Annotated in this window: 14 protein-coding genes; all 14 read left to right on the plus strand. The window is 45.2% G+C overall.

Translation table 11 applies throughout. From position 1 onward, the window contains the following. Positions 1-67: 67 nt before the first annotated feature. Positions 68-1372: an ABC transporter substrate-binding protein gene (locus E2491_RS09830; protein ID WP_134375456.1), complete on the plus strand. Its 1305-nt coding sequence runs from the start codon at positions 68-70 to the stop codon at positions 1370-1372. Positions 1373-1451: 79 nt separating this feature from the next. Continuing rightward, entirely contained in the window at positions 1452-2306 is an 855-nt protein-coding gene (locus E2491_RS09835; RefSeq protein ID WP_134375458.1) for a carbohydrate ABC transporter permease, read from the plus strand. After that, entirely contained in the window at positions 2303-3127 is an 825-nt protein-coding gene (locus E2491_RS09840) for a carbohydrate ABC transporter permease (protein ID WP_208528063.1), read from the plus strand. Before E2491_RS09835 ends, E2491_RS09840 begins: the two co-directional genes overlap by 4 nt. Before the next feature lie 13 nt (positions 3128-3140). Further along, positions 3141-5393 (plus strand): alpha-galactosidase, encoded by a 2253-nt coding sequence (locus E2491_RS09845; protein WP_134375460.1) that lies wholly within the window; start codon positions 3141-3143, stop codon positions 5391-5393. Next, positions 5390-6583 carry a galactokinase gene (locus tag E2491_RS09850; protein WP_244093929.1) on the plus strand — a complete coding sequence of 398 codons (1194 nt, stop codon included), beginning with the start codon at positions 5390-5392 and terminating at the stop codon, positions 6581-6583. Before E2491_RS09845 ends, E2491_RS09850 begins: the two co-directional genes overlap by 4 nt. 18 nt (positions 6584-6601) lie before the next feature. Continuing rightward, positions 6602-8533: a beta-galactosidase gene (locus E2491_RS09855; RefSeq protein ID WP_134375462.1), complete on the plus strand. Its 1932-nt coding sequence runs from the start codon at positions 6602-6604 to the stop codon at positions 8531-8533. Positions 8534-8634: 101 nt separating this feature from the next. Beyond that, positions 8635-9645 carry a LacI family DNA-binding transcriptional regulator gene (locus E2491_RS09860; protein ID WP_134375464.1) on the plus strand — a complete coding sequence of 337 codons (1011 nt, stop codon included), beginning with the start codon at positions 8635-8637 and terminating at the stop codon, positions 9643-9645. 438 nt (positions 9646-10083) lie between these two features. Beyond that, positions 10084-10530 (plus strand): low molecular weight protein arginine phosphatase, encoded by a 447-nt coding sequence (locus E2491_RS09865; RefSeq protein ID WP_134375466.1) that lies wholly within the window; start codon positions 10084-10086, stop codon positions 10528-10530. 16 nt (positions 10531-10546) lie between these two features. Further along, complete coding sequence (gene rpiB, locus E2491_RS09870) at positions 10547-10993, plus strand: ribose 5-phosphate isomerase B (RefSeq protein ID WP_134375468.1); 447 nt, start codon at positions 10547-10549, stop codon at positions 10991-10993. Between the two features lie 17 nt (positions 10994-11010). Then, positions 11011-11544 (plus strand): TIGR01440 family protein, encoded by a 534-nt coding sequence (locus tag E2491_RS09875; RefSeq protein ID WP_134375470.1) that lies wholly within the window; start codon positions 11011-11013, stop codon positions 11542-11544. Positions 11545-11645: 101 nt separating this feature from the next. Beyond that, positions 11646-12056: an HI0074 family nucleotidyltransferase substrate-binding subunit gene (locus E2491_RS09880; RefSeq protein ID WP_134375472.1), complete on the plus strand. Its 411-nt coding sequence runs from the start codon at positions 11646-11648 to the stop codon at positions 12054-12056. Beyond that, positions 12053-12367, plus strand: a complete 315-nt coding sequence (locus tag E2491_RS09885; protein WP_208528064.1) for a nucleotidyltransferase domain-containing protein — start codon at positions 12053-12055, stop codon at positions 12365-12367. The genes E2491_RS09880 and E2491_RS09885 overlap by 4 nt, the downstream gene beginning before the upstream one ends. Before the next feature lie 208 nt (positions 12368-12575). After that, on the plus strand, positions 12576-13811 hold the full coding sequence (locus tag E2491_RS09890; RefSeq protein ID WP_134375474.1) for a serine hydroxymethyltransferase: 1236 nt from the start codon (positions 12576-12578) through the stop codon (positions 13809-13811). Between the two features lie 203 nt (positions 13812-14014). Then, positions 14015-14644, plus strand: a complete 630-nt coding sequence (upp, locus tag E2491_RS09895) for a uracil phosphoribosyltransferase (protein WP_134375476.1) — start codon at positions 14015-14017, stop codon at positions 14642-14644. Positions 14645-15036 lie beyond the last annotated feature (392 nt).

Here is a 15036-nt window from a genome sequence, read left to right on the forward strand (position 1 = left end):
ACAAACACAGCAGCTTGGATGAAGATCGCTCGCATCAAATTATTCATTTTAACAAGGGGGAACAAAAATGAAGAAATGGTGGTCGGCAACAGGTTTAGTCGCTGCAAGTGCAATGATGTTGGCAGGATGTTCAGGAACAGACGGTGGAAACGGCTCGTCAGGTGATGGTGAAGGCGGAAAAACGACGTTAACAGCCTGGGCATGGAACGTAAACGTTGGTGCTTTGAACGATGCGATGGAAATGTATCAGGAAGAAAACCCGGATGTTGAAATTCAGGTCGAGGATTTAGGGCGTCTTGATGTTTATGACAAGCTGTCTACGGGTCTTGCTGCAGGCGGTGTCGGACTTCCGGATATCGTACTCGTGGAGGATGACCGTATCGGCGGTTACGCAACAGCGTTCCCGGATGGATTTGTGAATCTGTCGGATATGGGATTTGATGACAATGCTGATTTGTTCCCATCATTCAAACAGGAGCTTGCACAGGTAGACGGATCTTATTATGCAATGCCGTTTGATGCAGGTCCAGGAGGTATGTTCTACCGCAGAGGGCTGTTCGAGCAGGCTGGTGTGAACGCGGATGAAATCGAAACGTGGGATGATTTCTTAGAAGCTGGTAAGAAAATTAAAGAAGAAACAGGCGCATTTGCAATGCCGCTTGATAAATTCAAGGATGATCCAACTTTCCGTATGATGCTGAATCAGCTTGGCACTTACTACTTTGATGAAAATGGAAACATTGATCTGACAAGTGACGAAGCGGTTATGGCGATGGAGAAGCTGATCGAATTTGAAGAAGCTGAACTGATTAAAGAAGTAGACGGCTGGAATGGTGTTGTTTCAGCAACGGTTGATAATTCTGTTGCGGCGATCCCGTTTGGCGCTTGGTACTACGGAACAATCATTGATCAGGCTGCTGATTCATCAGGTGACTGGGGCGTATTCCTGCTTCCGGCATTTGAAGAAGGTGGCAACCGTGCATCTAACCTTGGTGGTTCAAGCTGGATGATCCCTGCTGGTGGAGAAAATGAGGAAGCGGCTTATGAGTTCCTTGAGTACTTCTCTACAACACCTGAAGTTCAACTTGTAGCGATGCAGGATTACGGTTTATTCCCATCATTGAACTCAACGTATGAAGAAGAACTGTTCACAAGTGAAGATGAATTCTTTGGCGGACAGAAGATCTGGGAGCTGTTTGCAAACCAGATGGCAGACGTTGAAACACCTTACTACACTGAAGATTATGCGATTGGTTTAGATGAAGCGATTAAAGCGCAGGCGGATGCCTTTAATGGTATGGATCCTGCAGAAGCATTGAAAGCAGCGGCGGAACGTCTGGCAGAACGGACGGATCGTGAAATCAATAACTAACTGACAAGAAAAGAGATTTAGCAGGACCCATTGCTAAATCTCTTCTTCTTTTAAATGAACGAGTGAAAGAAGGTAGAAGATGAGATCAAAAACGTTAGTACCTTATATGTTTGTTGCACCAGCCGTTATATTATTCTCTATTTTTATGGCCTATCCGATTATCTACTCTTTTATCTTAAGCTTTCAGTCAGGACAGGGAAGCAATATGGAGTTTACAGGACTGGACAACTTCGCGCGGCTTTTCAGTGATGATATTTTTATTACTGCACTTAAAAACACTTTTATCTTATTAATTATTCAAGTACCGATTATGATTTTCCTCGCACTCATTATTGCGAATCTATTGAACTCAGCATTACTGAAATTTAAAGGCGTATTCCGGGTATCGTTTTTCCTGCCGGCAGTAACGTCATTAGTAGCTTACTCGATTATTTTTTCAATCATGCTGATGAACGACGGGGTTGTGAACCAGTTTATTACAGCAATTGGACTCGACAGTATCCCATGGCTTTCAGATCCTTTCTGGGCAAAAGCATCTCTAATCATTGCGATGACGTGGAGATGGGTGGGTTATAATATGGTCATTTTCCTTGCAGGACTTCAGAATATTCCAGAAGAGCTTTATGAAGCAGCGAGTATGGATGGCGCAAGTAAAATCAGACAGTTTTTCTCGATTACGATTCCGAACTTAAAGCCGGTTATTTTGTTTACTGTGATTCTTTCAACAATTGGAACACTTCAGTTATTCGATGAGCCGTTTGTTTTAACAAAAGGTGGACCGAGTGATGCAACGCTGACAATCGGTATGTACCTTTACCAGACAGGCTTCCGATTCTTTGATTTCGGTTATGCTTCAACGATTGCATACGTTATCGTAATCCTTATTGCGATCATGACATTTATCCAATTTAAAGTGACGGGTGATCAGGAATGAAAACACAAAACAAAATTAAAAAAGTGTCGTTATTAGTCGTGTTAATCATTGGTGCACTCGTGTCACTGTTCCCGTTTTACTGGGCAGCGATCGGGGCAACGAATACGAGTGGAAGTATGTTCTCGAAGCCTCCAACTCTGATTCCGGGCAGCATGCTGATGGAGAATATCCGCAACCTGGATGAGTCAATCGGTATTAGCCGTGTCATGTTTAACTCTTTATTTATTGCTACAACGTACACCATTTTAGCTTTATTTATCTGTACAATGGCTGCTTATGCATTTGCGAAATTCCAGTTCCCTGGACGCAATGTCATTTTTACGATTTTTCTTTTGTCGATGATGGTACCGTATCACGCCACGATCATTCCGCTGTTTAAAATGATGGCTGCGCTTAACTGGCTGAATACGTATCAGGCGGTTATTTTACCAAACCTGGCTTATCCGTTTGCGATTTTCTTAATGAGACAAAATCTGCTGGCGTTTCCAACGTCACTCATTGAAGCAGCAAGGATTGACGGAGCGGGTGAGTGGAAAATCTTTTTCCGCATCGTACTTCCGTCCATGAAGCCGGCATTGGCTGCAACTGCGATTTTCTTGTTCCTGTACCAGTGGAACAGCTTCCTGTGGCCGTTAATCGCGCTTTCTACAACGGATATGTACACGTTCCCTGTGGCACTTTCAACATTATTTGGCCTTTCGCGTATCGATTATGGTCAGGTTATGGCCGGGGTAACCATTGCAACGATTCCAATCATTATATTCTTCCTCCTTCTGCAGCGTCAGTTTATCTCAGGGATGCTTGGAAGCGCAGTGAAATAAGGAGACTCAGGCGATGCCGATATTTGTTCATGAATCCAGACAATTTCATCTGCAGGGCAGAAACGTCAGCTATGTGATCCGTCTGCTGGACAACGGACAGCTTGAGCAGACGTACTTTGGAAAAAAGGTAGCGGATCGGAGTGATTTCTCCGGTCTCGCTCCTTTACCGGCTGAACCGCTTGGGAACGCCAACTTTCCAATAAAGGATAGCCCGTTTTCTCTTGAATGGAGCAGACAGGAGTATCCTTCATTCGGCACTTCTGATTTCCGGGAACCAGCCATAGAGCTGACGGAATCAATTGGATCGAAGCTGACTCATTTCACCTTCTCTTCTTACGAGACTGTAAAAGGGAAACCCGCACTTGCAGGGCTTCCTGCGGTATATGCAGAGACGGAAGACGAATGCGAAACGTTGAAAATCACCCTGGAGGATGCTGTTTTAAATGCTCGCCTCATTCTTTCTTACACTGTTTTTCATAATCGGGACGTCATTATAAGACATGTGGAACTGAAAAATACAGGTGCTGAATCATTCAGGATCAACCGCCTGATAAGTGCTTCAATCGATTTACCTCATTCGGATTTTGAACGGATTCAGCTTGATGGCGCTTGGATCCGCGAGCGCCATCTTAACCGCTCGAAGCTGCAGCCGGGTCTTCACATCATAGATAGCAAGAAGGGAGTCAGCAGTTCCTGGCACAATCCTTTTCTTGCTCTTTGTTCACCTGATACTTCGGAAAACGAAGGGGAAGCAATCGGCCTGAATCTCATTTACAGCGGGAATTTCAGAGCGATTGTTGAAGTAGACACCTATGACACAACGCGGCTGATGATCGGATTAAATCCGTTTGATTTCAGCTGGGCGCTTGGATCTGGTGAATCTTTTCAAACACCTGAAGCTGTGCTTGTCTATTCCGCATCAGGCTTAAACGGCATGAGCCAGAGCTTCCATTCTTTATATCAGGATCGGCTGATCAGAGGAGCATGGAAAACAAAGGAGCGCCCGGTGCTGTTGAATAACTGGGAAGCCACTTACTTTGACTTCGATGAAAAAAAGCTTGTCAGTCTGGCTGATTCAGCATCGGATCTCGGCATTGAACTTTTTGTACTCGATGACGGCTGGTTTGAAGGACGCAACAACGATACGACTTCACTTGGTGACTGGACCGCTGATCTGAAAAAGCTGCCGGAAGGTCTTGGCAGCCTGGCTGATAAAGTGAGAGAAAAGAAGGTTTCATTCGGGATCTGGGTCGAACCCGAGATGATCTCTGAAAAGAGCCGTTTATATGACACGCATCCGGATTGGGTGCTTCGTGCTCCACATCGTCCACACACACCGGGGCGACATCAGATGGTACTGGATCTGACAAAGCGGGACGTGCAGGACTATATAATAGATGCAATTTGCGAGGTTCTGGAAGAATCAAATGCTTCTTACGTAAAATGGGATATGAACCGGACGCTGACAGAAGTGTATTCAGACTCACTTCCTGCAGATCGTCAAGGAGAGGTACTGCACCGCTATACACTCGGTTTATACAGGGTGCTCGATGCGATTACATCAAGATTTCCGGACGTCTTGTTTGAATCATGTGCAAGTGGCGGGAATCGGTTTGATCCCGGTATGCTTTACTATATGCCACAAACGTGGACGAGCGATAATACGGATGCCGTTGAACGCTTAAAAATCCAGTATGGCACGTCTCTGGTCTATCCGATTTCTGCTATGGGCGCGCACGTCTCTGCGGTTCCGAATCATCAGACCGGCCGAGTTACACCACTTGATTTCAGGTTTCATGTGGCGATGTTTGGTGCGTTCGGATATGAGCTGGATCCTGAAAAAATGGATGAAGCAGACAGGCAAACGGTTGCAAAGCAGATTAAACGTTTTAAAAATGAGAGAAACCTTCTGCAATTTGGTACCTTTTATCGACTGCTGAGTCCGTTTGAAGGGAATGATACGGCCTGGATGACCGTCAACAAAGATCAGTCTGAAGCCATCGTCGCATTTTACCGGGTGCTCGCACAGCCGAACAGCGGAATGAGCAGGATTAAATTAGCCGGTTTACATCCGGAATCAGAATATGAAGTAGAGTGGCAGGAAGGCAGCCGTATCAAGACGCGTACTTATTATGGGGATGAACTGATGAACATAGGCTGGCAGCTGCCACCATTTTATAACGGTACGGTAAAGACCGCACACACACATTTTTATGGGGATTTTCAGTCAGCTGTATGGAAGTTCAGGGAGGTAAAGAAAGGATGATCAGAATGAAGACGATCACAGAAGCGTTTATCAGTCAGTTTGGAGGAAGCAGTGAAGAGGTCCGCGTGTTTTTTGCGCCAGGACGTGTGAATCTGATTGGCGAGCATATTGATTACAATGGTGGGCATGTCCTTCCGTGTGCACTTGAGATTGGCACTTATCTGGCTGTGAGAAAACGTTCTGATTCCAAACTTCTTTTTTACTCGAAAAACTTTCAAGATAAAGGTGTAATTGAAGCGGACCTCTCAACGCTTGTCAACGATCCGGCGCACAGCTGGGCGAACTATCCGAAGGGGGTCATCAGCTTCCTTTCAGACCGGATCGGGTCAGAAGGGTATGAATTTTATTTCTGCGGCAATATCCCTAATGGAGCGGGGTTATCCTCGTCTGCTTCTATTGAACTCGTCACAGCTGTCTGCCTCAATGAAATGAATGGAATCGGACTGTCAAACATGGAGCTTGTTAAGCTGAGTCAGCAGGTGGAAAACCAGTTCATCGGTGTGAACTGCGGTATTATGGATCAATTTGCAGTCGGGTTTGGTGAAGCAGATCAGGCGGTTTTGTTAAATTGTGAAACGCTTGAATACCGCTATGTCCCGCTGAATCTGCCTAACCACTCGATCGTCATTGCCAATACGAATAAACAGCGCGGGCTCGCTGATTCTGCTTACAATGAGCGCAGAGCGGTGTGTGAGTCGGCACTTGAGAAAATAAAAACTGAATTTCCAATTCAGGAGCTGTGTCATTTAAATGAAGGTCAGCTTCCTCAGGCAGAGCGTTTGTTAAATGATGAAGAAAAACAGCGGGTGCGTCATGTGGTAACTGAAAATGAGCGCACTTTAAAAGCGGTTGAGGTGCTTGAGCAGGATGATTTGTTTGCCTTTGGCGACCTTATGAAGACTTCTCACGTTTCACTGCGTGATGATTATGAAGTATCCTGCCATGAGCTGGATGTGATGGTTGAGGCAGCGTGGAGACAGAAAGGTGTTGTCGGCGCAAGAATGACGGGAGCCGGCTTTGGCGGCTGCACTGTTAACATCGTGGAAGATCAGCATGTCGAATCATTTAAAGCCAATGTTAAAGAAGAATATACAGCAAAAACAGGATTAGTTCCTGACTTCTACACCGTAAAAGTGGGTCGTGGAACGCGTGAACTGACAGGTGAAGAAGTAACGCAGCTTCAGCTTTAATGGAGGAGGAATCAGACGATGTATGTAGGAGTCGATTATTATCCGGAGCACTGGCCGGAGGATATGCTTGAAAAGGATTTAGATGGAATTAAAGAGCTGGGTGCCAATATGATCCGGATCGGGGAATTTGCCTGGCACCTGATGGAATCACAGGAAGGGACCTTTGATTTTTCCTTTTTTGATAAAGTGATTGAAGAAGCCAAAAAACGCGGCATTGATGTGATGTTTGGAACTCCGACAGCCACTTTCCCTGCCTGGCTTGCTAAAAAACATCCTTCTATATTATCTAAAGATGAATATGGTCATGTGCGGGCATTCGGGGGGAGAAGACAGTATTGCTTTAACTCGGAAGCATACAACCGCTATGCAGCAAAAATCACTCAGGAAGTCGTGAAGCACTATGCCAATGAACCGGCAGTCGTAGCCTGGCAGATCGATAATGAATTTGGCCACGAAGGCAGTGACTGGTGCTTCTGTGAGCAGTGTCACAGCGGTTTCCATCAGTTCCTTGAAAAGAAATATAAGACTGTTGAAGAATTAAATGAACGCTGGGGGACGATTTTCTGGGGACAGACGTACAATGAATTCTCAGAGATTCCGATGCCTGTTCCGACCGTGACAACGCATAACCCTTCACTGAAGCTGGATTATTCACGTTTCCGCTCTGAATCCGTAAACGGTTTTGCGCACCGGATGACAGATATCGCGAGAAAATATGCAGGTGCTCACCAGCCGATTACAACCAACGTCTCCGGCGGATTTTTCGATAAAGCTTTTGATCATGCGGAAAACGTTCGTCCGATGGATTTTGTTTCTTACGATAACTATCCGGTGTGGGGTGGCTTGACTGAACCGATTCCTCCTGCTGCGATCGCGATGACACATGATTTCAATCGGGGGCTGAAAGATCAGAACTACTGGATCGTAGAGGAACTGATGGGGGCACAGGGTCATAACGTCATTGGCTATCTGCCGCGGCCAAACCAGGCGAAAATGTGGTCTTACCAGGCGTTCGCACATGGCTGTACCAACATGCTTTACTTCCGATGGCGCGGGATGACAAAAGGTGCTGAGCAGTTCTGCTTTGGTGTTGTGGATCAGGATAACCGCTACGGACGTAAATTTAAAGAGGTTCAATCACTGTTCAGTGAAATTTTACCTTACGAAAATGTGCTAAATGAAAAAATCGAATCTGATATTGCGGTCATCTATGATTACGATAATATCTGGTCATGGAAATCTCAGGTGCAGAGTGCGAGCTTTGATTTTAACGCAGAACTGATGCGTCTATATGCACCGTTTTACCGTCATAATGCATCCATCGACGTGATTCCGGCTGACCGTGATTTTACAAAGTATCGCGTATTGCTCGTTCCGGTGATGCAAATCATTGACGATGAACTCGCTGTCCGTCTGAAGTCGTTTGCTGAAGCGGGAGGCACGATTATCTTCTCGTTCCGCGCAGGCTTAAAGGACCGCGATAACAATATTCATTTCAATCAGACGCTGCCGGGGCCTGTGGCAGAACTTGCAGGTATTGAAATTTATGAAACGGAAGCATTAGCGACTCACCAGTCCGTTCCGGTACAAACCACTGACGGCAAAAAGGCAGAAGGAAGAGTATGGCGCGACCTGGTTACAGCTACATCGGCAGACGTGCTATATAAGTATGCCGATGAATTCTATGAAGAACGTGCAGCACTGACTGTGAATTCATTTGGTAAAGGAAAGGTGTATTACCTCGCAACTGGTCTTGATACAGCTGAGCTTGCGCCGCTTGCACTTGAGTTGATTAAGGAGTATGGCGTCTGGCACGCAGAAACGCCGGATGGGACGGAAGCGGTTAAACGTGGAGAGCACCTGTTCCTGATGAATCATACTGGTAACGCGCAAACCGTTATGGGTGAATCATTAGCGCCTTACGGTTCGAAAGTGGTAAAGTTAACGTAGGTGAAAAAAGTAACCGTATAAGCAAACCTGCTTTATGGCAGGTTTGCCTTATCGTTTAATGATAATTTAAGAACCTGGCGAATGATGGGTGGTGATTGAAAATGGCAACATTAAAAGATATTGCAGCAAGAGCGGGTGTTTCCCTGGCGACCGTTTCCCGTGTACTGAATGATGATGTCAGTCTGTCTGTAACAACGGAAACAAGGGATCGCGTCATGACCATTGCAAAGGAAATGAACTACCAGGGTGTCAGGCGGAAAGCAACAGTAAGGAAGTCAAAAACATTGCGTGTTGGACTGGTCTACTGGTATTCAGAAGAACAGGAGCTTGAGGATCCTTATTATCTTTCTGTCAGACTCGGTGTTGAACGGGCCTGTGTAGACAGAAGTATTAACCTGGTGAAGCTGTATAAGAATCAGGATACATTCCGCATCCGTAATGATGCTGCCCTGGATGGGATCATTGCTGTAGGAAAATTCAGTATCGAAGATCTGGATGAATTTAAAAAGTGGGCAGATAAGCTGGTGCTTGTCGATTTCACACCAACGGATGAGGTGGACTCGGTTGTTGTAGATTTCAGAAAAGCGATGATTGATGTGTTGCGCCATCTGATTGAACTGGGCCATGAGCGTATCGGATATATCGGCGGGCATGAATATGTGCACGGTGACGAGCTGATCAAGGATGAGCGTGAAGTGACTTTTTACGAGTATTTGTCATTGTATCACACGTTTTATCCTGAATTTATCTGGACCGGCAAGTTCACTGCTGAAGACGGCTACGCCATGATGAAGGAAGCGCTGAAGCTGGATAAGGGCCCTTCCGCATTTATCATGGGAAGCGACACGATGGCGATTGGTGCGATGCGTGCCCTGCATGAAAAAGGTGTCCGTGTCCCGGAGCAGGTCTCCATCGTCGGTTTTAACGACATTGAAATGTCCCGCTACCTGCAGCCATCCCTGACCACCATTCAGGTTCATACAGAATACATGGGTGAAGCAGCGATTGACCTGCTGCTCGAACAAATCAATCTGAAAAGATCGATTCCGAAAAAAGTCGTGCTGCCAACATCACTTTTAGTGCGCGAAAGCAGCGGGCCGTATACAGGATAGCAGAAACCTCTGGTGATCATCATCGGGGGTTTTATTTTGGGATGTATGGAGAGTTTCTACTGCGGATGAACAGTACAAAAATGGGTTAAAACGATACAAATGTAGAGTTGATTCGATGTGAAAAAATGGTGGAACATAACAAAAAAGTCGGCTTTGAGCCGTATCAGTACAATTAAAAAGTAGAACAGTACATAAATCTTTTGAATCGATTGAATAAAAAATTCAATCGATTTAAAATGTCCACGAACGATACAATTCCCGCGGAGTGACGCCTCCGGTCTTATGCCATAAATCACGCAATCCCCTCTTCAAACAAACGTTTAATCAACCCTCCGCTAAGAAACCCTCCCGCGCGAAAAAGTGTCTAAATTGTGATAGAATAAGGTGCAAGGTATAGGAAAACCTAGTACGTAAAGGAATTTTACAGGGGGTGCAGTCATGAGGATCCTATTTGTATGCACAGGAAATACGTGCAGGAGTCCTATGGCAGAAGCGATTTTAAAAAATCGTGTTGAAGAGGAAGTAGAAGTCCGGTCGGCCGGATTATTTGCGATGGAAGGTGGCAGAGCGTCACACCACGCACAGCAGGTGATGGACGAGCAGGGGTTATCCCATGATCACCGTTCTCATACTGTAACCCAGAGTGACGTACACTGGGCGGATTACGTGTTTGCCATGACAAGCGCTCACAAATCGATGCTGATGGATCAATATCCATTTGCGGCAGATCGCATTTTCACCTTAAAGGAATTTGCGTCAGGAATGGGACTGGATATTTCAGACCCTTATGGCGGTTCAGTTGATACGTACAGACAGACGTTCAGAGAAATCAATCATTTAATGGATGGCATGCTGGCGAATCTTCAAAAGCAGAGCCAGCAATAAAGGAGGAACCATACTTATGAAGGTAGCATTGGCATCAGATCACGGCGGTATTAACTTACGTAAAGAAATCGCTGATCTTTTAACGGAAATGGAAATTCCATTCGAGGACTTCGGGTGTGACTGTGAAGGATCTGTCGATTACCCTGACTATGCACTGCCGGTCGCTAAAAAAGTCGCGTCTGGTGAATTTGACCGCGGTATTCTGATTTGCGGAACAGGTATTGGCATGAGTATTGCAGCGAACAAAGTAAAAGGAATCCGCTGTGCACTTGTACACGATACATTCAGTGCAAAAGCGACGCGTGGGCATAACGATTCCAATATGCTTGCTATGGGTGAGCGTGTCGTTGGACCGGGACTTGCACGTGATATTGCGAGAATCTGGCTGTCTGAGGAATATGAAGGCGGACGTCACGCTAATCGTGTAGGCAAAATTACTGAGTTTGAAGCGCAGGAATCTTAACGAAAAGAGGAATCGCGATGAAACAGGAATTGCTGGCAATTTTGAATGAATATCAGGAACAGTCTTCTTTGAAAAAAGGTCAGCTTTTTGTCATTGGCTGCTCTACATCCGAAGTGGTCGGTAAAAAGATTGGAACGTCTGGAACAGATGAGGTGGCAGCTGATTTGTTTGATGGGTTCAAAACGTTTTCTGAACAGACTGGCATTCATCTGGCGTTTCAGGGCTGCGAGCATATTAATCGTGCGCTGATCATGGAGCGGGAAGCAGCGGAAAAGTATGGCTTCGATGAAGTGACAGTCGTCCCTGTCCGTAAAGCGGGTGGTGCGATGGCCTCATACGCTTACCGACACTTTAAAGATCCTGTTACCGTTGAACGTATTCAGGCGCATGGCGGAATCGATATCGGGGATACACTCATCGGGATGCATTTAAAACCGGTCGCCGTTCCTGTGCGTGTCAGTACCAAAACACTCGGTGAGGCGCACATCACACTCGCCCGCACCCGCCCTAAACTGATCGGCGGAGCGAGAGCAGTATATGAGCTTGAATAAACGAAAACCGGCCATAGAGCCGGTTTTTTCTATAAGGATTCGTTTTAACGATTCGTTTATAATAGTAAGCAAGAAGTTAAAGTGAGCAGGGAGGTACAGAAGTGGATACCAATCATCGTAAACTACTAAACAGCCTCAATAATCTTGAGCTGGCTATTGCAAGACTCGAAGAAGCTTTATCAGAAGATGCAACGAATCCACTTATTGTAGATGGAACGATACAACGGTTTGAATTTACCATTGAACTTTTTTGGAAGACGTTAAAAAGAGCCCTTCAATCAGAGGGGATAGAGACTAAAACGCCTAAAGAAGCTTTAAAAGAAGCATATCAAGCGGGATGGTTAAATGACGAGAGCGCGTGGCTTCAAATGCTGAAGGACCGAAATGAAACGTTACATACGTATAACGAAGAATTAGCCCGTGAAATACTTGCACACATTCATCAGTATTTTCCTGAAATGAAAAGGGTAAGTGAGTTTGTTTTGAATAAATATCAGGAGGGGTCAAGTTGATTCCTGTTAATCTTGAAAATAAACTGATTGACATTGTTGCTACCTATCCAGATGTTAATAGACTTTTATTATTTGGTTCAAGAGCACATGGGGATTATCAGGAAAGATCAGACGTTGATTTAGCGCTTGAAGCGCCTGGACTATCAAATGGCTCGTGGCTGTTATTATGCCAGGAGATAGAAGAGGTTGAAACATTGTTGAAAATAGACCTTGTAAGATTAGATGGAGCTCCGGAAAAACTACTGATTGAAGTGCAGCGATGTCATCATGTTTTATTTGAACGGACAGGAGAAGTAACTAATTTAACATGAGGCTGAGCTTATTAAAATTTCGCCTTTATAAAACCTTGCCTGGTCAATTTTCGAATTGACCAGGCACTCTCATGTAATTCATCACCCTATTTGTCTATTCCTTCACAATCTCTATTTTCACAATCGTTAAAATCATGTTAAGATTAAGTTGATTTTTGACCACGACGGGACGGGTCCCGACGATGACATGAGGGAGGATTCACACACAATGAATAAGATTCAACAGCAGGATCAGGCATTGTTTGAAGCAATGCAGAATGAACTGAAACGTCAGCGTACGAAAATTGAGCTGATCGCATCAGAGAATTTTGTAAGTGAAGCAGTCATGGAAGCGCAAGGATCTGTATTAACGAATAAATACGCTGAAGGTTATCCGGGTCGCCGCTACTATGGCGGATGTGAGTATGTGGATGTTGCTGAAAATCTGGCACGCGACCGCGCGAAAGAGATTTTTGGTGCAGAGCATGCGAACGTGCAGCCTCACTCAGGTGCACAGGCCAACATGGCGGTTTATTTCACGATTCTTGAGCCTAGAGATACAGTGCTTGGCATGAATCTGTCTCATGGAGGTCATTTAACGCACGGAAGCCCTGTTAACTTCAGTGGGGAACTATATAATTTTGTCGATTACGGCGTTTCTGAAAAAGACGAGCGTATTGACTATGAAGATGTGCGCCAGAAAGCACTTGAGCATAAGCCGAAGCTGATTGTGGCTGGTGCGAGTGCCTACTCACGCACAATTGATTTCGCGAAATTCCGCGAGATTGCTGATGAGGTTGGTGCCTACTTAATGGTTGATATGGCCCATATTGCAGGTCTTGTAGCAACAGGTGCTCATCCAAGCCCGGTGCCGCATGCTGACTTCGTTACAACAACAACACATAAGACTCTTCGCGGACCGCGTGGCGGAATGATTCTTTGCAGAGAAGAATTCGCGAAAAAGATTGATAAATCTATTTTCCCAGGCGTCCAGGGTGGCCCACTTATGCATGTGATTGCAGCGAAAGCGGTAGCCTTTGGTGAAGCACTGAAGCCTGACTTTAAAGAATATATTGATCAGGTTGTCAAAAATGCACAGGCGATGGCTGAAGCATTTAAAAAGCAGGGGATTGATATCGTATCTGACGGAACGGACAACCACCTCGTTCTTGTAAATCTCCGCTCTCTGAACCTTACGGGTAAAGTGGCTGAGAAAGTACTTGATGATATCGGCATCACTGTAAACAAAAACACGATTCCTTTCGATCCGGAAAGCCCGTTTGTCACAAGCGGTATCCGCATCGGAACACCAGCGGTTACATCACGCGGATTTAAAGAAGCGGAAATGGTTGAAATTGCAGAGCTGATTGCTGACGTGCTAAAGAACCATGAAGATGAAGCAAAGCTGAAGGAAGCCGCGGATAAAGTAGAAGCGATCACAAGTCGTTTTGAACTATATGTATAATGAAGAAGGTCCCTTAACGGGGGCCTTTTTAGCGGTTACAGGAAGATTAATTCATACGGTTCTTGTCAAAAAATCGGAAGTGTGATAACTTTCGTAAGGATTTGTTTTATAATAGAAGGAACGTTTTATAACATAATAGTGAAGAATGGAGAAGCTGGCTGGGTGCTGCTTACTCATTTCAACACGAAAGAGGAGTGACTGGTGTGGGAAAAGTACATGTATTTAACCATCCGTTAATTCAGCATAAGCTGACATTTATCCGTGATGAAAAAACAGGGACAAAGGATTTCCGTGAATTGGTGGATGAAGTGGCAACGCTGATGGCGTTTGAGATTACACGCGATCTGCCATTAGAGGAAATTGACCTTCAGACACCGGTAAGTGCAACAAAAGGAAAAGTCCTGTCCGGTAAAAAACTGGCGATCGTCCCAATCCTGCGTGCAGGAATCGGAATGGTTGACGGGATCCTGAAGCTGATCCCGGCAGCGAAGGTTGGACACGTGGGCCTTTACCGCGACCCTGAAACATTAAAGCCGGTTGAATATTACGTCAAGCTTCCGTCAGACGTGGAAGAGCGTGATTTCATCCTGGTTGACCCGATGCTTGCAACAGGCGGATCAGCCGTTGAAGCTATCAACTCCCTTAAAAAGCGCGGAGCAAAAAACATTAAATTTCTTTGCCTGGTTGCAGCGCCTGAGGGTGTAGAAGAGATTAAAAAAGCGCATGATGATGTAGATATCTACATTGCTGCCCTTGATGAAAAGCTTAATGAAAAAGGTTATATTGTACCGGGTCTTGGTGACGCCGGCGACCGTTTGTTTGGAACAAAATAAAGTGAAGCGAAACCGGGATCTCACGTGTGTGATGTGAGCCCCGGTTTTTCTGTGTAAAGGAAGTTAGCTTGTGATGGTTGACCGCTTGAAAGTTTAATACGGAGATGAACTATGAGGAAGGCGCAATTAAGATCTTTCTGAGATTCCATCACTCAAGTGAATGATTCCATCTTTCTGAAAATGAATCCCTTCTTTTCAGATTTTAATTCATTCTTTCCGGAAATTAATTCCTTCACTGAGTCTGCTAGTGACCTTCATTCCATCACTAAAGCTGCCGGATTCCTTCACTAAATTTCATCATTCCTTCAAATAAGTGCACAATTCCATCAAAGTCTTTTTCCAGGATCAAGATAAAATTCCTTCCTGCCCTAAAGACTGACAGTCACATCATG

Source organism: Jeotgalibacillus sp. R-1-5s-1, from assembly GCF_004405105.1.
Lineage (GTDB): Bacteria > Bacillota > Bacilli > Bacillales > Jeotgalibacillaceae > Jeotgalibacillus.

What these genes read in the sequence shown, in the direction of transcription:
- E2491_RS09830 (WP_134375456.1), top strand. Translation starts at nt 68, where the DNA reads ATGAAGAAATGGTGGTCGGCAACAGGTTTAGTCGCTGCAAGTGCAATG.
- E2491_RS09835 (WP_134375458.1), top strand. Translation starts at nt 1,452, where the DNA reads ATGAGATCAAAAACGTTAGTACCTTATATGTTTGTTGCACCAGCCGTT.
- E2491_RS09840 (WP_208528063.1), top strand. Translation starts at nt 2,303, where the DNA reads ATGAAAACACAAAACAAAATTAAAAAAGTGTCGTTATTAGTCGTGTTA.
- E2491_RS09845 (WP_134375460.1), top strand. Translation starts at nt 3,141, where the DNA reads ATGCCGATATTTGTTCATGAATCCAGACAATTTCATCTGCAGGGCAGA.
- E2491_RS09850 (WP_244093929.1), top strand. Translation starts at nt 5,390, where the DNA reads ATGATCAGAATGAAGACGATCACAGAAGCGTTTATCAGTCAGTTTGGA.
- E2491_RS09855 (WP_134375462.1), top strand. Translation starts at nt 6,602, where the DNA reads ATGTATGTAGGAGTCGATTATTATCCGGAGCACTGGCCGGAGGATATG.
- E2491_RS09860 (WP_134375464.1), top strand. Translation starts at nt 8,635, where the DNA reads ATGGCAACATTAAAAGATATTGCAGCAAGAGCGGGTGTTTCCCTGGCG.
- E2491_RS09865 (WP_134375466.1), top strand. Translation starts at nt 10,084, where the DNA reads ATGAGGATCCTATTTGTATGCACAGGAAATACGTGCAGGAGTCCTATG.
- rpiB (WP_134375468.1), top strand. Translation starts at nt 10,547, where the DNA reads ATGAAGGTAGCATTGGCATCAGATCACGGCGGTATTAACTTACGTAAA.
- E2491_RS09875 (WP_134375470.1), top strand. Translation starts at nt 11,011, where the DNA reads ATGAAACAGGAATTGCTGGCAATTTTGAATGAATATCAGGAACAGTCT.
- E2491_RS09890 (WP_134375474.1), top strand. Translation starts at nt 12,576, where the DNA reads ATGAATAAGATTCAACAGCAGGATCAGGCATTGTTTGAAGCAATGCAG.